Raw genomic sequence first — 20,001 nt, 5'->3', positions numbered from 1 at the left:
AGCTGCTGTTCTAATAGCTAATATCGCTGTTGCTGTTCAATTACTTCTTCATCAAGTAGCCAGCAGCTTCTACAAGATCAGCAACAACGTCTTTGCTACCGTTAAAGCCGCTAGTAATAATTTCATACTTACCATTCACAATGAAGGTTGGCGTCGCCTTGATATTGTATTTATTCATATTGCGTTCCATTTCATTCACTTGTTTTTCAACCAGTGGATGGCTCATGGCTTTTTCAAACTTTTCAGCCTCAATACCATGCACGTGGAAAATCGCTTGTAGATCCTCTTCAGAGGTAATTTGCTTTTTCTGGTCGTGAATACGCTGATAAAACGCCTTACCAATTGGCTCTTCTTTTTTAAATAACTTCGCTGCCACCATACCGCGCGCCATTAATCGTAAAGTTGGGTGCGAAACAATGTGCGACTTTTCAAATGAAGTTGGATAGGCTTCTTTCATTGCTGCCGCTACAACTTCAAAGCGATAACAATGAATACAGTAATATGAGAAAAACTCTCTTACTTCTGGGCGTTTAGTGCCTTCTTCAGCAATCACTTTATAGTGAACACCTTCTTTAAACTTTTCCTCATTCGCTTGTGCCGACAAAGGCATAACCAACAATGCGAGAAAACCAATTAACAACGTCTTCATGTTTGTAACTTCCTAATTTTTAACAAATTAAAGATTATTAATATATTTAATACATAGGCTGCAGGGCCAATGGCGGCTCTTGCAGCGCGGAAAATTGTTCTTTGAGCGTGAGAATTTGCTGTTCCCAATAACGCTGTTCAGCAAACCATGGAAACGCGCGTTGAAAAGCGCTGTCATTCCAACGCCGAGCTAACCACGCCATGTAATGTATGATGCGAAAACCGCGCAAGGGTTCAATTAAAGCGACTTCTTTACTATCGAAATCACAGAATTCTTGATAACCCTCTAACAATACATCAAGCTGCAGCGTCCGTTCGGCACGATTATCGCCAGCAAGCATCATCCATAAGTCTTGAATCGCAGGTCCGCTGCGAGCATCATCAAAGTCAACAAACATCAGTTGCTCGTCACGCAGCAACATATTGCCTAAATGACAGTCTCCGTGCAAACGTTGAAATTGCACTGCATCTATATCAACTAAGCTCAGCTGTTTTGCTAGCGGCTCTGCGATTGCCCAAAAAGCTTCTTGCAAATTATCTGGCAACAACGGTGAATCATGTAAAGTAACCATCGCCTCTGTTACAAACTCTTGATATGACAAACGCGGTCGATGATTAAATTGCTGCCGCTTAGCTACCGCGTGCATACGTCCTATTTGTCGCCCAATACGTTCAAGTTGATCAAGGTCGCCTGGCTCAACAGCTCTTCCACCAACACTTGGAAATACAGTAAAGCGGTAGTCTTGATAACTATGCAGGGTTGTACCGTTCAATACCAATGGTGCTACCGCAGGCACTTCTGCATCAAGCAGCTCTTGAGTAAAGGCGTGCTCTTCTAATATTTGTTGCTCTTGCCAGCGGCCAGGACGATAAAACTTAGCTACATACCGTTTGTTGTCATCAGCGATAAACTGATAAACGCGATTCTCATAGCTATTTAGCGCTAATAAACCTGATTGAGGGTCAACCCCTACATGCGCGAGCGCATCGGCGATACGCTCGGGCGTGAGGTTTTGAAAGCTAAAATCGTGCTGAGTGGAATGATCACTCATAGAGGAATCGAGTAACGTGTTGCTCACGAACATCACCAGTGGTTGAACTAACCACAAAGGTAACATCTTGCACGCGCTCGGTCACGTCATCTGGATGCACCGCTAAGGTTATCGGCCGTGTTGCCACTTCGCCGGCTGCCACCGTAATGGTTGTATCACCCACTAACTCACTGCGTGCAAACCCTTCAGCGGTAATAACATAGGTTTGCTCTTGTTGTGATTTGTTTTGAATCTTCAAGGTAAAGACGTTTTGCACCCAGCCATCCATATTAATACTGTATAGCTGATTGCGGTCGCGCAGCACGTTAAATTGCAATGGCGAGCGGGTACTGATATCCCAAATCAATAAGGCCGTCATTATGATCATGACAACAAAGTAGCCTACGCTCTTGAAGCGCACTTTGTGGGTGCGGCCACCTTGTAAATTGCGCTCAGTAGTAAACCGAATCAAACCACGTGGGTAATTCATTTTATCCATCACGTCGTTACAAGCATCGACACAAGCACCACAGTTAATGCACTCATATTGCAGGCCATTGCGAATATCAATACCAGTAGGGCATACCTGCACACACATGTAGCAGTCTATACAGTCACCTAGGCCAAGTTCCTTTGGATCTTTTTTACGAGAGCGCCCACCGCGAGGCTCACCGCGCTTAGCGTCATAGGAAACGGTCACGGTGTCTTTATCAAACATTGCCGACTGAAAACGCGCATACGGGCACATGTGTGTGCACATTATCTCGCGCATGTAGCCCGCATTACCGTATGTACAGAAGGCAAAAAACCACACCGAGAACGCCGCCCAGAACCCCGCATTAAAGGTCCAGAAATTGACAAACAATTCACGAACATCGGTAAAGTAACCAACAAATGTTAATGCGGTTAGCAGTGACAATAGAAGCCAAGAAATTTGCTTACCGGTTTTGCGCCACAGCTTGTCAAAGTCCCACGGCCGTTTATCGAGCGACATACGCTGGTTACGCGAGCCTTCAAACTTCTTCTCGAACCACATGAACATGAAAGTCCACGTGGTCTGCGGACACATAAAACCGCACCAGACACGACCATACAGAGTGGTAACAAAGAACAAAGCAAACGCAGAAACAATGAAAATCCAGGCCAATATCGTGAAGTCTTGTGGCCACAAAGTCAGCCCAAAAATTCGAAAGCGCTGTTCGGCAATATTCAGCAGAATGGCTTGTTCACCATTCCACTGCAACCATGGCAATAAAGCAAATAGCGCCAGCAAAATAAAACCAAAGCTGCGACGAAACCACTCCAGAGCTCCCTTCACATCACGCACATAAATACGGTTGCGGGGCGAGTAATCATTACTGCGCTGCTTAGGGTCAGGACGATGAATTTTTACTTTATCGGCCGCTTGCACTTCGATTTTTTGTTCCATAGCCATACCGCTTCTGTTTGGACTAGAAAATAAGCCCGATTATACATACTTTTTGTATGTCTATTTAGGCTTTTTCAATGTCTTACCGACCGATTTTTGATCACGATCAACACCGCAAATGGCAACAATAGTGTCCAATAGCACATTTGTGCCGGCTTCTACATCATGCCAGTGTGACCACTCGTCTGGCGCGTGACTAACCCCATTCACAGAAGGAATAAAAATAAGGCCTGCGTCTGTTACCTCAGTCATAAATTGCGTGTCGTGCCCAGCCCCACTTGGCATACGCGTATACGAGTAGCCGCGTTGCTTTACTTGCGCTTCAATAATATTCGTTAATTCAGTCGAACAGTGCTTAGGCTCAAGCCAGCTTACTTGCTCGTACTCAAACATGAGGCGATGCTTGCGCGCTATCGCCGACAAGGTTTTGCGGCATGCGTTAGCTAGCTCCCGCATAACCCCTTCGTCCATGTCTCGCCCAACAATAGTAAATACCGCTTCACCTGGCACGGTATGTGGATGACCTGGTTTCAGTTCTACTTTACCAACAGTGATACGTGTTTTGTCGGTGCCATTTTCCGCAATAATACGCTCAATTTCGTGCGCAAAGTCAGCTAACCCCATAAACGCGTCGCTGCGCATATCCATAGGTGCTGTGCCCGCGTGGTCGGCTTTACCTTTCAGATGAACTATCCACTTAAACACGCCAGAAATGCCATCTACGACGCCTATTTGCAGATCTTTTTGAAACAGCACCGGCCCTTGCTCAATATGCAGTTCGACAAAAGCCTTCAGCTGTTCGGGCCGCCAAGCGGCATCAAGCGCTTGCATCGCATCAAGCCCTTGCGCAGCCATGGCGTCCTTCAAATACACGCCATCGGCATCATGAGCTGACAATAGCCAATCAGGATTCAAACAACCCGACATGGCTTGCGAACCCAGCATGCCGCCAAATCGGCCTTCTTCTTCGGCTGTGGCAACTCCCCAAACTGGCGTGTCGATACTCGGTTGTTGCTCCTGAATAGTTTGAATAACTTCAAGAGCAGCCATAACGCCAAGGGCACCGTCAAAAATGCCGCCTGCAGGCACGCTATCAATGTGCGATCCCATGAGTACAACCGGATTATCGCGTTGACCTCGTCCAAAGAACACATTGCCGGCGCCATCCATATAGGATTCAAGCCCAGCGTTTTTAGCTTTCTCTTGCAGCCATTGCCGCCCCTGCATATCAGCATCAGTAAATCCTATGCGATAGATGCCGCGGTCGTTTTCGTTGTAACCAATTTTTGAGAGTTCGAGTAGGTTTGCTTTCAGTCGCTCCGCATTGATCTCCATAATTAAAACCTTAGTGCGATATTAGCTATCAGATATCAGATATTGGATATTGGATATTGGATATTGGATATTGGATATTGGATATTAGTATAGACACCGAACTCGATCTCGCGACCACTATCCAATATCTAATAGCTAATATCGTCTTTGCAGTTCAAAAAAAAGCCCGGCGGGTGCCGGGCAAGAAGAGAACAACCAGATCTCAGGGAAGTTTCACAGCACTATAAACAGCGCCTGTGACAAAGATGTGACATCAAGCAATTAAATTAGGCAATGCGTTTTGCGGTTGCTGCTGCGTTCAGTACCGCCGCCAATTTAATCGATGCTTGAATAACTTGCGCTGAAATGTTGTGTTTCAGCAACACACCAACGTGTGAGTCGATGCACATACCACAGCCGTTTAAAGCTGATACTGCAAGCGAGTACAATTCGAAATCAGCTTTATCAACGCCTGGGTTGGCCATGCCATTCATACGCAAGCCAGCAGGTAATTTAGTAAACTGCTTGTCGGTGCACAGGTGTAAAAAGCGATAGTAAACGTTGTTCATCGCCATTAAGGTTGCCGCAAGTTTCGCTGCGCCATCCACGTTATCTTCAATTTTGCCTTCGGCTTCGGCTTTTACCGCGTCAATTAACTCTTGGTCACCAATGGAGTACACCAATGACAGGGCGGTGCCGTAAAACTGGGTTGGAGTCATACCAGAGGTATCGACATTGCCGAACAGGTTCGACAAATTGAGTTTGGTATCTTTACCGTGTTCACCCAAGCCTTGTTTGTAATCTGCAATGCTCATTTCAATTCCTCCGCTTAAAAAAGGTGCCGCTTGCGCGGCACCTAAAGACATCACGTTGTGTGGGGGATGTGATGTCTGCTTACAGGGTGTCACCGCCTACTGCACGGTTACATGGACACAATTCGTCAGTTTGTAAGCCGTCCAAAATACGCAGTACTTCTGCTGGGTTACGACCTACGTTTAAGTTGTTTACTGACACGTGCTGAATCACACCGTGTGGGTCGACAACGAACGTGGCACGTAAGGCAACGTTTTCAACTTGGTCACGTACACCTAAACCGTCTACCAATGACTTCACGCCGTTGTCAGCAAATGACCACTGGTTCAAGCTTTTCAGGTCTGGGTGCTCACGACGCCATGCTAATTTCACGAATTCGTTATCCGTGCTGCCACCTAAAACGATAGCGTCGCGGTCTGCAAACTCTTCGTTTAACTTCGCGAACTCAACAATTTCAGTCGGGCAAACGAAGGTGAAATCTTTCGGGTAGAAGAAAATAATTTTCCACTTACCTTCAAAGCTGTCGTTGTTGATTGTTTCAAACGCGCTTTCGCCGTTTTCTTCTGGCATGTTGAAACCAGGTTTAACACCAACCACTTCAAATTCTGGTAATTTATCGCCTACTGTTAACATACGTTTTGCTCCTTGATTCAAATCGTTGTTGGGAAATTTGTGCAAGGCCCGTTGCCTTAGCTCGGTGACTATAATAGGCGCGCATCAAAATTTGTTAAAACGAATAAAACGGATTACTATAATCGGAAATACTAATTAAGGTTTTAAGAGGGTTATAGAATGAGCAAGCTACCTAGCTTAAAAAACCTCAGCTATTTGTTGGCGCTGCACCAACACCAGAACTTTAATCGAGCGGCACAGGCATGCAACGTCAGTCAATCGACGTTAAGTAGCGGCATTCAAAATTTAGAAGAGCAATTAGGCTGTCAATTAATTGAACGTGATCACAAGTCATTTTTGTTCACCGGCATGGGTGAAGAAGTGGTTGAGCAGGCTCGGCGTATACTCACCTCAACCGAAGAGCTGCTGTATTTTGCACAAAGCCAAGGCAAAATTATGGAAGGCCCGTTACGTTTAGGCTGCATTCCAACTATTGCCCCGTTTTTGGTGGGCCCTTTAACCAAGCAGTTGCAAGTTGATTACCCCAAATTGCAATTGAATATTCGCGAAGACACCACCGATAATTTATTGCACCTGCTGCGTAACGGCGAACTTGATGTGTTGGTTTTGGCGCTGCCCGTTGACCTACAAGGAAACCAAAGCTATGTGTTAGGCCGTGACCCGTTCAAGTTAGTTATGCACCAATCAATGGCTGACAACTTGCATGAGCCGGTGCAATACAACCAGCTACCCGATAATTCCATTTTTCTACTCGAAAAAGAACATTGTTTAACGGGGCATGCGGTGGCCGCTTGTGAACTGGCTGATTCAACGAAAATAAACCCATTCACGGCAACCAGCCTACATAGCTTGGTGCAAATGGCTGACGCGCGCTTAGGTGCAACATTTATACCGCAAATGGCAATTGACCGAGGTATTTTGAATGGTACAGACTTGGTTGCGCTACAACCAACTGGTCAGCAAGCTTCGCGGGAAATTGGCTTGGTATATCGGCCAACAACCAACCGCCGGCAAACATTCCGACGGTTGGCTGAGTTTATTGCGCAGTTGTTACCTGAGCCGCTATTAAAGTAGCGGCTTAAGTGTCATCGAAAGTACCACCGAGGCCTGGCCCATTAAGGCGCCGTTTGTAACTGTTCTAAACGCGGCGCAATGCTCGCTTGGTCAGGTGCTTTTTCGCTGTGCACACGAGCCTGAGTCAGGTCGACCGGTTGACCGACTTCAGCAGAAATAATCTCCTGCAGTTGGTCTGGGGTTAAATGCTTACCGGTTTTAACTATCCGCACATCGGTGTTACCGTCTACTGATGCCGTACCCGGTAAATAAATAGTCCCGTTGGAAAAGTCGACCGCAAAAGCAATAACGCCAGGCACTAAGAAAAACAAAAGGCCAATGCCGTTTAATGCCGCAACGCCTGGATCAATTTGCCCACTCACTTGACCTTTGCGCTCTGGATAAAGAATAGTGCCACACGCAGTTAAATGTAAGGTGGCGAGAATTAAAGCCGTTGCACGTAGAGAGTTGCGTTTTAAGGTTGCCATTTGAGCTCCTTGGTCGCTTGTTAAAATCATGTGATGTCAGAATTGTAGCTAAAAAAATCAATCCAAAATTGGATTTAATCTATATTTACTTTAGTAAAGCTTTGTAAATTTTCATGTTAAGGAGCGTTCCATGTTACGCAAATTTGTTGCACTAGCGGTTACCGCCGCACTTTATGGCAGTGGTCTTGGCAGCAGTGAGGCCTTGGCGGAGACGGTTTCGACTGAGCGTCATAAAATCACCGTAAATACCATAGCTGACAAGCTCGAAAAGCCTTGGGGAATGGCATTTTTACCCTCTGGTGATCTACTTATTACTGAAAAATCTGGTACCTTGCGCCGAGTAACATTAAGTGGCGACATTAGCTCACCATTAAGCGGCGTTCCCGCCGTTGTTGACCGCAGCCAAGGCGGATTATTAGACGTTGCAGTTGACCCCAACTTTGCCGACAACCAATACATTTATTTGAGCTACTCAGAAGCTGACCCACAAGGCGGTGAAGGAAACAGCACGGCTGTTATGCGGGCCAAGTTAACGGCCAACGGCTTAACCAATGGCAAGGTAATTTTTCGTGGCGCACCAAAATATAAAAGCGGCGCGCACTTTGGCTCACGCCTAGTATTTGCCCCCGACGGCCATTTATTTATTACCTTAGGCGACCGCTATTCGGCCATGAATGACGCTCAAACCTTAGATAATCATCACGGCAAGGTGGTACGCATTAAGCCTGACGGTAGTGTCCCTAGTGATAACCCATTCGTTGGCAAGCAAGGTGCTTTGCCGGAAATATGGTCCTATGGTCATCGCAACGTACAAGGTGCCGCCATTCATCCTGCTACCGGTAAGCTGTGGACTGTTGAACACGGCCCTAAAGGTGGCGATGAAATTAATATTCCTGAAGCTGGCCACAATTACGGTTGGCCAATAGCTACCTATGGCGTCGACTACGATGGCAGCATTATTAGCGAGAAAACTCATGTAGAGGGCACCGTACAGCCACATTATTACTGGGTACCTTCTATTGCCACCTCTAATATGATTTTTTACACCGATGACAAGTTTCCGGCATGGAAAGGTGACTTACTCGTTGCGGCCCTGAAGGGCTCTCAGGTTGCGCGCCTTGATCTTGAAGGCGACCGTGTAATGCATGAGGAAACCTTGTTTGAAGAAGCGGTAACACAACGTATTCGTGACATTGAGCAAGGCCCTGATGGTTACATTTATTTAATTACCGATGATCGTAATGGTCAGTTGATTCAAATTAAACCGGCACAATAATCATGTTGTTAAGTAGTATTTTGGTCGCTTCACTTGCAGCGACTACAGAAACATCAGCAACGCTGGCTTCGGCCAGCGTTGCTGTAGATGAAGTTATTGTGGTGAATCAAAGCCAGCCGCGTTCAGGTGATGAAACCCCTGCGGCGCTAACCAACCTAGACTTAGATGAGCAACCCGAAGGCCTGCGCGTTGATGCGGCTGAGCTGCTCAAAGGGGTGGCTGGCGTACAGGCTGATTCGCGCGCCAACTACGCGCAAGATACCCGCATTACCCTACGCGGCTTTGGTGCTCGGTCGGCATTTGGGGTGCGTGGGGTTATTTTGCAGCTTGATGGCATTCCGTTAAGTATGCCCGACGGACAAGCCCAAACATCGAGTATTTTGCTGGATGAACCGGCCAACGTGCAGATTATTCGGGGACCCTTAGCAACTATTTACGGCAACAGTGCTGGTGGCGTAATTCAATGGTTTAGTGAACGCCCGCAAGCAACCCAGTTAAGTGTAGATATCATGGCCGGCGCCAATAATACCCAACGCCAGCATGTACAAGCTGATTATGTGAGCGAACGCAGCTCAGTTAGGTTAGCCGGCGCTCGTTTTCGCACTGACGGCCCACGTCAGCACAATAGTGCTGAGCGAGATCACTTAGCGTTACGTTGGTACTATGACTTAACCGATAGCGTTGAGATGATTGTGCGCTTAGATGACAACAACGCACCGTTGTTACAAGACCCAGGCTCGCTAACCCCCACCGATTGGCAAGCCGACCCTAACCAAACTTTTGGTGGCGCTGAGCGCTTCAATACCCGTAAGTCGATACATCATCAACAAATGTCTTTGTCTTTGCGTAGCTCGTTGCGCAACGAGAGCGGCTGGCACCTAAATGCTTGGCGCGGTTGGCGTGATGTACTGCAGTACTTACCGTTTCCAGGCAGCGACACTCGCAGCTCAGGCGCTGTCATTGACCTGCAACGCAGTTTTACCGGTCTAGATGCAAGCTATAACATGCGCTGGAACAACCAATGGCGAACCACATTGGGTGCTCACATTGCAGAACAAGTTGATCGCCGCTACGGCTTTGTGAATGACTTTGGTCAACGCGGCGATTTGCGTCGTGATGAGCGTGGAGAAGTTATTCAAACCGCTTTGTATAGCCTGACCGACTGGCGTCTTAACCAGCAATGGTCATTTACCGCTGGACTGCGCTATAGCGACGTTGAATTTAGTGTTGATGACTACTTTATTCTGCCTGAAAACCCCAATGACAGCGGCGTGCAACAGCAACACGCATGGAGCTGGAGCCTTGGCGCAAATTATCAGCTCAATGACGCATGGCGCGTATTTGCCGCTCGCGGTCATGGCTTCGAAACCGCCACCTTAACCGAAATGGCCTACAGCAACACTGAAACTGGGCTAAATACTGCACTAGGCCCTGCTTTTAATGATCAATGGGAAGTGGGCGTCAGTTGGCAACAAGCCGCAGTAAAAGGTCAGTTAAGCTGGTTTGATATACAAACAACCGACGAGATTGTGGTTGATCAAAGCATTGATGGGCGCACCACATATACCAACGCTGGACTTACCGAACGTTACGGTGCTGAATTTGAGGTTAGCTGGCAACTGACTGAAAATTGGAATTGGCGTGGTGCCGCTACATGGCTTAAAGCAACCTATGGCAATGGGAACCGGTTACCTGGCGTGGCTGAACAAACAGCTTATAGTCAGCTTAACTGGAATTATCAGCGTGATCATCGGCTTAGTTTAATTACTGAATACCGCGGTGATATTGCCGCCACGGACGACAATAGTGTCATTGCGCCCAGTCATACGTTGTGGCACATCAATTGGCGCGCAGATTATGTACTCGGTAACTGGGAACTCAGCCCCTGGCTGCAGCTACACAATATCGGTGACACACAATACGTTGGCTCCGTGGTGGTGAACCAAGGCAATGGCCGTGCATTTGAACCTGGCGTCGGGCGCGAAGTTCACCTTGGTCTTGGTGTTAGCCATCGTTGGTAAGCCAGCGATAAAGAGTGCGGCGAGTAACTCCTAAAATATTCGCCGCTTTTTGCTTATTACCTTGTGTGTGAGTCAATACGCGCTGAACGTAGTCAGACTGAACTTGGTCAAGCGTAGGCCAGTAGCCTGTCTCAACGCCAACAGCAGACTGTGCTAATTCGCTTCGCTGAGAAGCCTCTTGCAGCATGCGGGTTGGCAAATGCTGATCTTGTATCCAATCACCATCACAAAAAGTTACTGCACGTTCTACTGCATTTTGTAGTTCACGCACGTTGCCCGGAAACGAGTACGAAAAAAGACGCTCTTGCGCTGCTGACGAAAAGCCACGAATAGTCTTCTGCTGCTGATCATTCACGCGTTGCAGAAAGTGCTCTGCAAGAATAGCAACGTCATCGCCGCGGTGGCGCAGTGGTGGCACCTTCAAGGTAAATGTTTCAAGCCGATAGAACAGATCTTCACGAAAGCTCTGCTCTGTCACTTTTTGTTCCAAATCTTGATGGGTGGCAGCAATAATTCGCACATTTACCCTTTCTTCTTTGTCACTACCAACTGGTCGCATCGTTCCTTCTTGCAATACGCGCAACAATTTAGCTTGTAGCTCTAACGGCATTTCACCAATTTCGTCCAATAGCAAGGTGCCACCGTCGGCTTCTTTAAGTAATCCAGCGCGAGCCTTTTGCGCCCCCGTAAAAGCGCCAGCCGCATGACCAAAAAACTCACTTTCAAGTAATTCAGCCGGTATACCAGCACAATTCACAGCCAAAAATGGCTGCTTTGCTCGTTGACTTTGCTGATGCAAGGCTTTGGCTACAAGCTCTTTACCCGTGCCGCTTTCACCGAGTACTAGCACCGCGCCATCAACAGCCGCGATGCGTGCAATATCATCGTAAAGCTGACGCATAACGCGGCTATGACCAATAATTCCAGCTGGGCCGTGTTCAGTTTGTTGTTGTGACCGCCGATAGTAGGTTACTTCATCGCGCAACTTGTGAAATTCCAGAACACGCCCGACACTAACCAATAAATGATCGAGGTCGAGCGGCTTTGTTAAAAAGTCATCGGCGCCTTGTTTCAACGCATCAACAGCTTGGTCGACTGTGCCAAAGGCGGTAATGAGAATAAGAGGTATCAACAATTGCCGTTCAGTTAACGTGTGCAGTAACTGTAAGCCAGAAATCCCTGGCAATCGAATGTCACTTATCACCAAGTTAGGGTACTGTCCCTTATTTTTGAGACTCAGCAGCAATGCTTCTGCATCAGCAAAAGCCTGAGTCTTGTAGCCGGCGCTCTCAAGCTCCTCTACTAACAATTCGCGTAAACCCGGATCATCTTCAACAACGGCGATATATAAACTCATGAGCCTTGACCTTGCTTGGAAATCTGCTGGTGTATTTTTTGGCGGCGGGGCAGGGTGATGCTTACCTCACAGCCGCCTTTGGCATGGTTTTTAAGCTGCAGCTTGCCCTGATGATCATGAACGATGTAACTAACCAACGCCAAACCTAAACCAGTGCCTTGGCCAATGCCTTTCGTGGTGGTAAAAGGCTCTATGAGTTGGGTTTCGGAAAGCTCTTCGGGCAAACCAGCACCATCGTCATTCACATACACAGTGACGGTTTCTGGCGTTACGGTGGTCTTCACTGTCACCTGCTGACTAGCTGCTTGCAATGCGTTACGAAAGATATTTACAAGAGCAAGCTCAAGCCGTGGAATATCCGCCTCAAGCATAACCTCGGCAGATGGCAACTCAACTTTCAACTGCGGACCCTCGGCACCTTGTTCAAACGAGATAGCTTGCTGGGCTTGGGAAATGATTTGCTTGAGCGCAACGCTGGTTTTATTAGCTACAGGCGTGCGTGAAAAAGCCAGCAGTTGATTCACCATTTTTGTCAAACGCTGAACTTGGCCCCGAATTGCCTGCAGTTGACGCTGGGAGTCGTCGTCTAAATGGCGCTTTTGCAATTTTTTTGCTCGCGCATCTATAACCGTTAAAGGTGCCCCTAATTCATGCGCCACACCGCTAGAAACTTGGCCTATAGCGACCATTTTTTCTTGTTGGCGGCGTTGCCATTCTAGCTTTTCTTCGACATAACGATGTACGCCACGGTAGTGACCAAAAATCAATATTGCAATGGTTGCTAGCGCCAACACCAACCAAGTTCCCCAAGCAATGCGGGCTAATTGGCCAAAGGCATTATCGAAGTCTTGGGCACGGCGATTTAATTGCATAAAGCCTATGATTTGCCCGCCTGTACCTTGTATGGGTACAAACTGCGAAAATACATCTCGTCCAGCTACTTGCCGATAATCATCTTGGCTTTCTCCGGTAAGAATAACTTGTTCGGCGAGTAAGCTTTCCGAAAGGTCACGCTCGGTAATACCGGCAGAAGCCACCACTTTGCCATTGGTATCATAAACCGACGCCCCGTAAACGCGACCGATTTCAAAAACCGACCCCAAACTTGCGCGCACAGCAGCAATATCACCTTGAATTAACGCGTCGCTCACCGGAACGTGGATAGCGCGACCGATAAGTTCCAAATCATCACGCAGGCGCTTGTCCTGAAACTCCGCAGCGCGCTCAAGTCCAACGCCTATCGCAATGCCAGAAAGCACCAACAGCGGCAACATGACATAAAAGGCCAATGTGCGCTGCAAACCAGACCAATTAGGCAACCAGGATATGTATCTTTTTGTCACATTCGACTCCAAATAACATGTGACAAAAGTATACACAAATTTGAAAGCAATTTGGATCCCGTTGTTTTTACCAACAAAAACAAGAGCATAGAGACAAGCCAAAGTTGGCATAAGTGTTGCAACAACTAAATTGAACTTAAAATAGGAGATAAAAACTATGCGTAAAACAATGACAGCTTTAGCAATTGCCGCTCTATTCTCTGGTTCAGCAGCTATGGCCGCGCCACAGCAAGCACAAGCGGAGCAGCAACAAATGGCTCAGCAGCAACAGTCGATTGAACTTACCGACGGGATGCTGGAAAACTTTGTAACCGCTATGGGTAGCGTGCAGCAAATTAGCTCAAAGTACTCAGAGCAGTTTCAAAACGCTGAAGATGCTGAGCAAGCACAAGAAATTCAGCGTAAAGCACAAGAAGAAATGGTAGCTGCAGTGAATGACTCAGGCCTTTCACCGCAAGAATATAACGCTATCGTTCAACGCGTGCAGCAAGATGAAGAGCTGCGTGCTCGCTTGCAAGAAATGACTGAATAAGTCACTTCATCAACACCTTGCAGCAAAAAAGCCAACCTTTCGGTTGGCTTTTTTGCTAGCGAGTGCTCACGCTTAATGTTTCAGCTTTTTAAGTAGCTCACGCGCGACCAACTCAGAGCTGGCAGGGTTTTGACCAGTAATTAGGTTGCCATCAACCACGGCATGAGGTTTCCAGTCTGCCACTTTCTCGTAAATACCGCCTAGTTCTTGTAATTTGTCTTCAAGCAAAAATGGTACCACCTCAGTTAATCCCACCGCAGCTTCTTCGCTGTTGGTAAAAGCACTTACTTTACGACCTTGCACCAAAGGCTTTCCGGCTGGCGTTTTCACATTAACTAATACCGCTGGCGCATGGCACACGGCAGCAACCGGTTTTTCTTGCTCCCAAAATTGCTGAATTAACCCTATAGATAATGGGTCTTCGCTTAAGTCCCATAATGGCCCGTGCCCACCTGGGTAAAACACGGCGTCAAATTTATCAGCCGTAACTTGGCTTAATTTCAGCGTATTCGACAACTGCTCCATGGCCGCTTCATCTTCAAATAAACGCACAGTTGCATTAGTTTGTGCGTCAGATTGTTCGCTATTTGGGTCAATGGGTGGCTGCCCGCCTTTTGGGCTGGCGAGTACTATTTCAGCCCCCGCGTCTTTGAATAAATAATACGGTGCGGCAAATTCTTCAGCCCAGAAGCCGGTTTTATGGCCACTATCACCGAGCTGCTCGTGCGAGGTTAATACCATTAATATTTTCATGAGCTTGCTCCTAATTATTAAGTGCGTGTTAGAGTGGTATAAAAAGACATGCGCCCGTTAACATACTTTTTCAAGTGAGGAATTGATCACATGCCCGTAAATTGGATACCGGTAGAACCCAATTACAAAAGCTATTTGCAGCTAGTTGTGCTTATTGATATGGCCATACTGGCAATTATTGCGGCAAGTTTATACCTGTTCTTACCGAACAACGACTGGTTACCAGCACCATTATGGCTCGGTGTTCCGTGGGCGGCTACCACCTTGTTTTTCGGATTATTTTGGTCAGCTCGTCGTTATCAATTCACTGCCTATGCGCGTACCGAAGAAGCTATGTTTTTGCGCCGTGGCGCGCTGTGGCGTTTAACTCGTGCGGTACCGCTAAACCGCATTCAGCATGTTGAAGTTCGCCAAGGCTTTTTGGAACGCCTTTTTGGGCTTGCGCATTTAACGTTGTATACCGCAGGTAGTGGGGGCGCTGATTTAAGTATACCTGGCTTAGCATTAGCTAACGCAGAAGCCATGAAAGCTGAGCTCATTACCACCATTGCCACTGAGCAACCGCAAGAGAGCAACCATGACTGAGTTAGTTTGGCAGCGCACCCCTATACTCACCATTGGCTTTTTCATTGCCAAAGAAGTGCGCAATTTAATCAAGAACATTACCAACTTTATTCCTGTATTGGCCGCCATTTTCGTAACTGATAGTAGCTGGCTGCCTTATGCTATTGGTGGCGGTTATTTAGTGTTTGTTATCGCCAGTGCTATTTTAAATCATCATTTTTTTCTATACGCCCTAACTGATGATGCCGTACACCTTCGTACAGGCGTGTTTAGCAAAAAAAGTCTTACCCTGAAATATGAACGCATACAACAAGCTGAACTTGATCAAACTTGGTATTTTCGGCCATTTGCCCTGACTATTTTACGGGTTGATAGCGCAGGCTCTGCTGGCAAAGAAGTTGAAATCCCAGGCTTGTCCATCGATGTCGCCCAGCAATTGCGCCAAACCATACTCGCTGAGCGTAAAGCGGTTGCAGCAGAGTTGCGTGATGACGCCGATTTGGCATCCGTACCAACCGCGAAAGCAAACAGCCCTGTTGACTTAGAACGCCAATACGGCCTCGCCGAACTAATTAGAGCTGGTATTTTTGACAATAAATTATTTGTACTATTGGCGGTGCTTATTTATCCACTGTCACAAACCGAGGTTCTAGAAGAGCGCATTGTGCCGTGGCTAGAAGCTAACATAACCTTTCTTGAAGAAAGCATGTGGTTGAACGTAGGTGTTGTTGTTGTTTGTTTAGCTGCGCTGTTTGTATTGGCCATCGGCGTCACCGTAGTCACCAATTACAACCTCACTCTAACTATTGCCAAACAACGCTTTCAAACGCGAGCCGGATTATTAAGTATTCGTACGGTAAGTTTTCGCTACCCCAAACTGCAGCGAGTGCGCATTCGTCAAAACCTTCGGGCGCGGCTGCTCAAGCGATTTACGGTGCGCGTAAACCAATTGCAGCCCTCAGCCCATGCGCAACAACAATCTAGTGGTACGTTCGTATTGCCAGTGCTTACCCGCAGTGGCCTTGAGGAGCTATCCCGCTGGTTGCGATTACCGGCGCGGCAGCAACTAAATTGGCAGCGTATCAGCCCAATTGCCTTATTGCATCCGTCCTTTTGGGTCGCATTAAGTGCGCCACTTACTGCTACATTAAGTTATTTAAAATGGGAAAGTAACCTGCTTGCGTTGGCGCTAGGTGCCAGTGTGTGGCTGGCATTGCAGCTTTATGTTGTGGCACGTTGGCAACGTTATGGCTTTACCCAAGCGCAAGGCTGGTTAGGCGTGCACCGCGGCGTATTTGGTCATTACGAATATTGGTACCCACTATATAAGGCACAACAAGTGGACGTCTATCAGTCGCCGTGGTTACGTCTACTCGGCTTTGCCGATGTTATTATTTATACCGCAGCCGGTGCAGAAGTCATTAAATATCAGCCTCTTGCCGTCGCTAAGCAAATGCAAAGCAGCTGGCTACATGACATTGCGAGTAATTCTACGCGCTGGATGTAACAGTCAGTTATGGGGAGTTAATGCTCCCCACACGCTTCATGGCGCCCCAATTATGTTTGCGACCGCGCAACCACTGCCATAAGCCGCGCACGCGCCACCAGCTGTTTATTTGTCGATAACCAAAGTTCTCTAACACCGCAGTAAAAATTAACACCAATAGTGCCCGTTTTGATGTATACGTTCGAAATGTAAGCTCCTCAAGAATAAGGGAAAATGTCGACATTAAAATGCCAAAGCCAAAAGCCACCACGACAAAAGCTAAGGTAAAATAAATATCGACCGCATCGGTCATAAAAAAATACAGTGACAAACTGTACGCCAACACTTCAATTAAGGGTCCCATCCCCTCAAACAGTAGCATGAATGGGTAGGCAACCCAGCCGGCAACGCGACCTTGGCGTGAGGTAATAATGCGTTTGTTTTTAAACAAGCTTTCCAATAACCCGCGTTGCCAACGAATGCGCTGATTTCGCAAGGTACCCATATCTTCAGGAGCTTCTGTCCAGCACACGGGGTCCGGAATAAACGCAATGTGATACGGCTTGTTGCGTTGTTTAAAATGCGCATGTAAACGCAAAACCAACTCCATATCTTCGCCTACAGTAGCTGCTTGATACCCACCACAAGCAACCACAGCCTGCTTTTGAAAAAGCCCAAAGGCTCCCGAAATAATCAACATGCCATTAATGGGTGACCACCCCATTCGCCCAAACAAAAATGCGCGCAAGTATTCGACAATTTGAAACCGCGCTAACCAAGATTTGGGAATACCGACGCGCGTAAGAAGGCCATGACGAATTGCCGAGCCATTAGCCACACGAATAGAGCCGCCAACGGCAACGGTATCGTGACGATCAATAAACGGGCGGACAATACGCTGCAAGCTATCTCGTTGCAAAATAGAGTCTGCGTCCACAGCACAAAACAAAGGATACCGTGAAGCATTTATGCCGGCGTTTAGTGCATCCGCTTTGCCGCCATTGGCTTTATCAATAACCCGTAGTTGTGGGTAATTTCGTGAACGATAAACCGCAATCACTGGCTTGGAAGGAACCTGCTGTCGGTAAGCTTCGGTATAAAGCTCTAGCGCGAACTCGTGCTTAAGCTTGGCTAAGGTGTCATCTTTTGAGCCGTCGTTTACCACAATCACTTCATAGCGTGCATAGTCTAATTGCAGAATACTTTTTACCGAGGCGATAATATTTGCCGACTCGTTGTATGCTGGCACGATTACCGAGACGGGCGGAAGCAAGGGCCCATAACTCTCTGGCAACAAATTATTGTCATAGTCTTTCATGTATTGCCGAATGACAACGTAGCTCATTATGTTCAGCAATAAATAAACGAAGGTCAAAATAGCGAAGTAACCAATGAATACAACTTGAGCAATAGCTATCCAGTCGGCTTTATCAAATGCGTCCATAGTGAGTCTCCGCAGCAATTTGCGCGATCATAGTTTTGCCATATTCGTCAGTAAGCTGTGCCGCACGCGCCATAATTTCTGATCGCGCTAACTGGGGTTGTTCAAAAAGCCCTTCTGCAGCACGGTAGCGCACCCACCATGACTTATCGCAAACCAACTGCCAGAGTAACTCGATATCTGCAGGTTGCGCTAAGCGCGCCAGTGTCGACGTTGCTTGAATTCGAACGGCTTCAGCTGGGTGCTTGGTATGCTGACGTACTAACGGCAGTAATTTAGGTGACTGAATTAACCCTATTGTGGCGGCAATAATGTCGTCGCTATCGGCAAAACGTTGTAAGGTTTGCATGACAAATGTGTCTGATACGTTCAGATCCATACCTTTTATGACTTTTAAAAGGTAACTTGCGTATTTCGGATTATCTCGCAAAATTGTTTGCGAAACTTGCTCCGATAATAACCTCGGTGGGCACTCGCGCAGTATAGATACCAATCGTTCTGGGGCAATGTGCTGTACGTTTTTCAGTAGCAACGGTAACGCTAACGGAGCGTCATAACGCATGAGCGCGCGCAAGGCCGTCAGCACCACCATGCCACTTTTGTGGTCAGTAAGCTCAACCAGCCGAATAACTGCTTGTGAACTTAATTTTTGCATGTCACCCAAGGCAATGCAGCAAGCTATCAGTAGCCGTGTATCTTGGGTATCTGTTAGGCGTAAAATGCGCGTTTCAAGCTTAAGCCTATCAGCCAGTTGCTGCAAACCATCGTCGGCATCACCTCGCACGTACTGATGCATTTGCGACCACTTTTGCATAAACCAAAAAAAAATGTCTTTATTAGCTTTTAGCTCTCGTAGACGTTGCGAATCAAGTTTAATACAGTGCTTGGGATCACAGGCCTCAAATAGCACCTGTTGCCAGTAGGTTTGCCGCTGCGCTACTTGCTCAGCGACTTTTTGGTGTTTTAGGCGCAGCCAAAACAGGCTCACAAAGGTAGCGACCACCGCCAGCAACACCCCAACGGTAATGAGGTTTAACCAATAAAGGAGTGCTTCAGAAGCGGTATCGGAGGCCAAGTTGTGCTCCTGCGCGATCATAATAGTCGCCCTGTTGATTGAAGCTAACAGACCAACGCCAACCCCAATCGTTACTAGAGTAATGCAATCCGTAAATGGCAACCCCCTTAACGTTAGTGATAACCACGTCTGTTGGGTTTATTTTTTCAAGTTCTTCTCCCGCCGACAACGCCAACGAGATATGGCTATGCTCACGGTAATATCGGCTCAGCGTTAGTTGATGGGATAAGCCATTTTGGGCGGCACCATTGAGTGCATCGCGACGTAACGTATAGGCCCAGCGCCAAGCGCCAACATAGCGTTCAATTCGGCCGCTAAAGCCTTGGCTGACTGTAGGGTCCCAGTCGGTTCGGTGATAACCAACGCTGGCAATAAACCCATTATCCAAAGTACGTGACAACCAAAATTGCGCAGCATTAACTGGGCGGACGCGATGGCTAGGAGAATGCGACAGCTCAATATGGGTTTGCCATAGCGAATTAATATTGTAGTAGGTGCCAAGTGTCCATTCGTTATCACGTTGACCAAAACGTTTGGTGTTTTGAAGCCGCGCATACGCCAAAGTATCTGTATTGAATTGTTGCTCATATTGCAGTGCCGCAAGTTGCCAACTTTGATAATTATCGCTCAATTGCTCTGAGCCTAAACTCAGCTCTAGAGCTTGCTGTTTCCGCTCTTCACTTTGGGCGGTATAACTGACACTTACGCTTAGCAGAGTTACCATTAACAACAAGCGCACCATAT

19 protein-coding genes are annotated in these 20,001 nt (G+C 47.3%); 6 read left to right on the top strand and 13 right to left on the bottom strand.

The window, feature by feature from the left end; translation table 11 throughout:
- Positions 1–40: 40 nt before the first annotated feature.
- The 6 genes from ASC40_RS11550 to ASC40_RS11525 form a co-directional block, all read right to left on the bottom strand.
- A complete protein-coding gene (locus ASC40_RS11550) occupies positions 41–649 on the bottom strand; it encodes a thiol:disulfide interchange protein DsbA/DsbL (RefSeq protein ID WP_055439971.1) in 609 nt (202 codons plus the stop codon).
- Positions 650–695: 46 nt separating this feature from the next.
- Positions 696–1,700 (bottom strand): serine/threonine protein kinase, encoded by a 1,005-nt coding sequence (locus ASC40_RS11545; protein WP_055439970.1) that lies wholly within the window; start codon positions 1,698–1,700, stop codon positions 696–698.
- Complete coding sequence (ccoG, locus tag ASC40_RS11540) at positions 1,693–3,108, bottom strand: cytochrome c oxidase accessory protein CcoG (RefSeq protein ID WP_055439977.1); 1,416 nt, start codon at positions 3,106–3,108, stop codon at positions 1,693–1,695. The genes ASC40_RS11545 and ccoG overlap by 8 nt, the downstream gene beginning before the upstream one ends.
- A 60-nt stretch (positions 3,109–3,168) precedes the next feature.
- Positions 3,169–4,443 (bottom strand): Zn-dependent hydrolase, encoded by a 1,275-nt coding sequence (locus tag ASC40_RS11535; RefSeq protein WP_055439969.1) that lies wholly within the window; start codon positions 4,441–4,443, stop codon positions 3,169–3,171.
- A gap of 266 nt (positions 4,444–4,709) precedes the next feature.
- The gene (locus ASC40_RS11530; RefSeq protein WP_055439976.1) at positions 4,710–5,237 is read right to left on the bottom strand and encodes a carboxymuconolactone decarboxylase family protein; all 528 of its coding nucleotides are present in this window, start codon (positions 5,235–5,237) and stop codon (positions 4,710–4,712) included.
- A gap of 79 nt (positions 5,238–5,316) precedes the next feature.
- Positions 5,317–5,868 (bottom strand): peroxiredoxin, encoded by a 552-nt coding sequence (locus ASC40_RS11525; protein ID WP_055439968.1) that lies wholly within the window; start codon positions 5,866–5,868, stop codon positions 5,317–5,319.
- Positions 5,869–6,027: 159 nt separating this feature from the next.
- Between ASC40_RS11525 and ASC40_RS11520 the strand changes: the two genes are divergently transcribed.
- Complete coding sequence (locus ASC40_RS11520; RefSeq protein ID WP_055439967.1) at positions 6,028–6,942, top strand: hydrogen peroxide-inducible genes activator; 915 nt, start codon at positions 6,028–6,030, stop codon at positions 6,940–6,942.
- A gap of 41 nt (positions 6,943–6,983) precedes the next feature.
- Here the strand turns inward: ASC40_RS11520 and ASC40_RS11970 are convergent, their stop codons facing one another.
- Positions 6,984–7,409 (bottom strand): hypothetical protein, encoded by a 426-nt coding sequence (locus ASC40_RS11970; RefSeq protein WP_055439966.1) that lies wholly within the window; start codon positions 7,407–7,409, stop codon positions 6,984–6,986.
- Positions 7,410–7,539: 130 nt separating this feature from the next.
- Here ASC40_RS11970 and ASC40_RS11510 point away from each other — a divergent pair, with 130 nt between their 5' ends.
- Both ASC40_RS11510 and ASC40_RS11505 read left to right on the top strand, forming a co-directional pair.
- The gene (locus ASC40_RS11510) at positions 7,540–8,685 is read left to right on the top strand and encodes a PQQ-dependent sugar dehydrogenase (RefSeq protein ID WP_055439965.1); all 1,146 of its coding nucleotides are present in this window, start codon (positions 7,540–7,542) and stop codon (positions 8,683–8,685) included.
- 2 nt (positions 8,686–8,687) lie between these two features.
- On the top strand, positions 8,688–10,706 hold the full coding sequence (locus ASC40_RS11505) for a TonB-dependent receptor family protein (RefSeq protein ID WP_055439964.1): 2,019 nt from the start codon (positions 8,688–8,690) through the stop codon (positions 10,704–10,706).
- On the opposite strand, the gene ASC40_RS11500 is transcribed toward ASC40_RS11505, so the two are convergent.
- Together ASC40_RS11500 and ASC40_RS11495 are read right to left on the bottom strand one after the other, a co-directional pair.
- Complete coding sequence (locus ASC40_RS11500; RefSeq protein WP_055439963.1) at positions 10,690–12,063, bottom strand: sigma-54-dependent transcriptional regulator; 1,374 nt, start codon at positions 12,061–12,063, stop codon at positions 10,690–10,692. The genes ASC40_RS11505 and ASC40_RS11500 overlap by 17 nt on opposite strands.
- Positions 12,060–13,406, bottom strand: coding sequence for a sensor histidine kinase (locus tag ASC40_RS11495; RefSeq protein ID WP_245622271.1), 1,347 nt, complete (start codon positions 13,404–13,406; stop codon positions 12,060–12,062). The genes ASC40_RS11500 and ASC40_RS11495 overlap by 4 nt, the downstream gene beginning before the upstream one ends.
- 157 nt (positions 13,407–13,563) lie before the next feature.
- Between ASC40_RS11495 and ASC40_RS11490 the strand changes: the two genes are divergently transcribed.
- Positions 13,564–13,938, top strand: coding sequence for a DUF4168 domain-containing protein (locus tag ASC40_RS11490; RefSeq protein WP_055439961.1), 375 nt, complete (start codon positions 13,564–13,566; stop codon positions 13,936–13,938).
- 72 nt (positions 13,939–14,010) lie between these two features.
- Here the strand turns inward: ASC40_RS11490 and ASC40_RS11485 are convergent, their stop codons facing one another.
- Positions 14,011–14,691: a type 1 glutamine amidotransferase domain-containing protein gene (locus ASC40_RS11485; RefSeq protein ID WP_055439960.1), complete on the bottom strand. Its 681-nt coding sequence runs from the start codon at positions 14,689–14,691 to the stop codon at positions 14,011–14,013.
- A 90-nt stretch (positions 14,692–14,781) separates the two neighbouring features.
- On the opposite strand from ASC40_RS11485, the gene ASC40_RS11480 reads away from it, so the two are divergent.
- Both ASC40_RS11480 and ASC40_RS11475 read left to right on the top strand, forming a co-directional pair.
- Positions 14,782–15,276: a PH domain-containing protein gene (locus ASC40_RS11480; RefSeq protein WP_055439959.1), complete on the top strand. Its 495-nt coding sequence runs from the start codon at positions 14,782–14,784 to the stop codon at positions 15,274–15,276.
- Positions 15,269–16,762 (top strand): PH domain-containing protein, encoded by a 1,494-nt coding sequence (locus ASC40_RS11475; RefSeq protein WP_055439958.1) that lies wholly within the window; start codon positions 15,269–15,271, stop codon positions 16,760–16,762. Before ASC40_RS11480 ends, ASC40_RS11475 begins: the two co-directional genes overlap by 8 nt.
- Positions 16,763–16,769: 7 nt before the next feature.
- Here the strand turns inward: ASC40_RS11475 and ASC40_RS11470 are convergent, their stop codons facing one another.
- The 3 genes from ASC40_RS11470 to ASC40_RS11460 are packed head-to-tail and all read right to left on the bottom strand — an operon-like array spanning position 16,770 to position 19,999.
- On the bottom strand, positions 16,770–18,185 hold the full coding sequence (locus tag ASC40_RS11470) for a glycosyltransferase family 2 protein (RefSeq protein ID WP_055439957.1): 1,416 nt from the start codon (positions 18,183–18,185) through the stop codon (positions 16,770–16,772).
- Positions 18,172–19,278 carry a HEAT repeat domain-containing protein gene (locus ASC40_RS11465; RefSeq protein WP_082432565.1) on the bottom strand — a complete coding sequence of 369 codons (1,107 nt, stop codon included), beginning with the start codon at positions 19,276–19,278 and terminating at the stop codon, positions 18,172–18,174. Before ASC40_RS11465 ends, ASC40_RS11470 begins: the two co-directional genes overlap by 14 nt.
- On the bottom strand, positions 19,235–19,999 hold the full coding sequence (locus ASC40_RS11460) for a YaiO family outer membrane beta-barrel protein (protein WP_055439955.1): 765 nt from the start codon (positions 19,997–19,999) through the stop codon (positions 19,235–19,237). Before ASC40_RS11460 ends, ASC40_RS11465 begins: the two co-directional genes overlap by 44 nt.
- Between the last annotated feature and the right edge of the window lie 2 nt (positions 20,000–20,001).

Origin of the sequence: Pseudidiomarina woesei (genome assembly GCF_001418345.1) — a bacterium.
Taxonomy (GTDB): Bacteria; Pseudomonadota; Gammaproteobacteria; order Enterobacterales; family Alteromonadaceae; genus Pseudidiomarina; species Pseudidiomarina woesei.
This window is presented reverse-complemented; position numbering and strand designations above follow the sequence as displayed.

Bases quoted from the DNA above. Each gene is read 5' to 3' on its own strand.
- ASC40_RS11490 (WP_055439961.1), top strand. From the start codon at position 13,564: ATGCGTAAAACAATGACAGCTTTAGCAATTGCCGCTCTATTCTCTGGT.
- ASC40_RS11545 (WP_055439970.1), bottom strand. From the start codon at position 1,700: ATGAGTGATCATTCCACTCAGCACGATTTTAGCTTTCAAAACCTCACG.
- ASC40_RS11480 (WP_055439959.1), top strand. From the start codon at position 14,782: ATGCCCGTAAATTGGATACCGGTAGAACCCAATTACAAAAGCTATTTG.
- ASC40_RS11470 (WP_055439957.1), bottom strand. From the start codon at position 18,185: ATGGACGCATTTGATAAAGCCGACTGGATAGCTATTGCTCAAGTTGTA.
- ASC40_RS11510 (WP_055439965.1), top strand. From the start codon at position 7,540: ATGTTACGCAAATTTGTTGCACTAGCGGTTACCGCCGCACTTTATGGC.
- ccoG (WP_055439977.1), bottom strand. From the start codon at position 3,108: ATGGAACAAAAAATCGAAGTGCAAGCGGCCGATAAAGTAAAAATTCAT.
- ASC40_RS11500 (WP_055439963.1), bottom strand. From the start codon at position 12,063: ATGAGTTTATATATCGCCGTTGTTGAAGATGATCCGGGTTTACGCGAA.
- ASC40_RS11970 (WP_055439966.1), bottom strand. From the start codon at position 7,409: ATGGCAACCTTAAAACGCAACTCTCTACGTGCAACGGCTTTAATTCTC.
- ASC40_RS11520 (WP_055439967.1), top strand. From the start codon at position 6,028: ATGAGCAAGCTACCTAGCTTAAAAAACCTCAGCTATTTGTTGGCGCTG.
- ASC40_RS11465 (WP_082432565.1), bottom strand. From the start codon at position 19,278: ATGATCGCGCAGGAGCACAACTTGGCCTCCGATACCGCTTCTGAAGCA.
- ASC40_RS11550 (WP_055439971.1), bottom strand. From the start codon at position 649: ATGAAGACGTTGTTAATTGGTTTTCTCGCATTGTTGGTTATGCCTTTG.
- ASC40_RS11525 (WP_055439968.1), bottom strand. From the start codon at position 5,868: ATGTTAACAGTAGGCGATAAATTACCAGAATTTGAAGTGGTTGGTGTT.
- ASC40_RS11460 (WP_055439955.1), bottom strand. From the start codon at position 19,999: ATGGTGCGCTTGTTGTTAATGGTAACTCTGCTAAGCGTAAGTGTCAGT.
- ASC40_RS11505 (WP_055439964.1), top strand. From the start codon at position 8,688: ATGTTGTTAAGTAGTATTTTGGTCGCTTCACTTGCAGCGACTACAGAA.
- ASC40_RS11475 (WP_055439958.1), top strand. From the start codon at position 15,269: ATGACTGAGTTAGTTTGGCAGCGCACCCCTATACTCACCATTGGCTTT.
- ASC40_RS11535 (WP_055439969.1), bottom strand. From the start codon at position 4,443: ATGGAGATCAATGCGGAGCGACTGAAAGCAAACCTACTCGAACTCTCA.
- ASC40_RS11530 (WP_055439976.1), bottom strand. From the start codon at position 5,237: ATGAGCATTGCAGATTACAAACAAGGCTTGGGTGAACACGGTAAAGAT.
- ASC40_RS11485 (WP_055439960.1), bottom strand. From the start codon at position 14,691: ATGAAAATATTAATGGTATTAACCTCGCACGAGCAGCTCGGTGATAGT.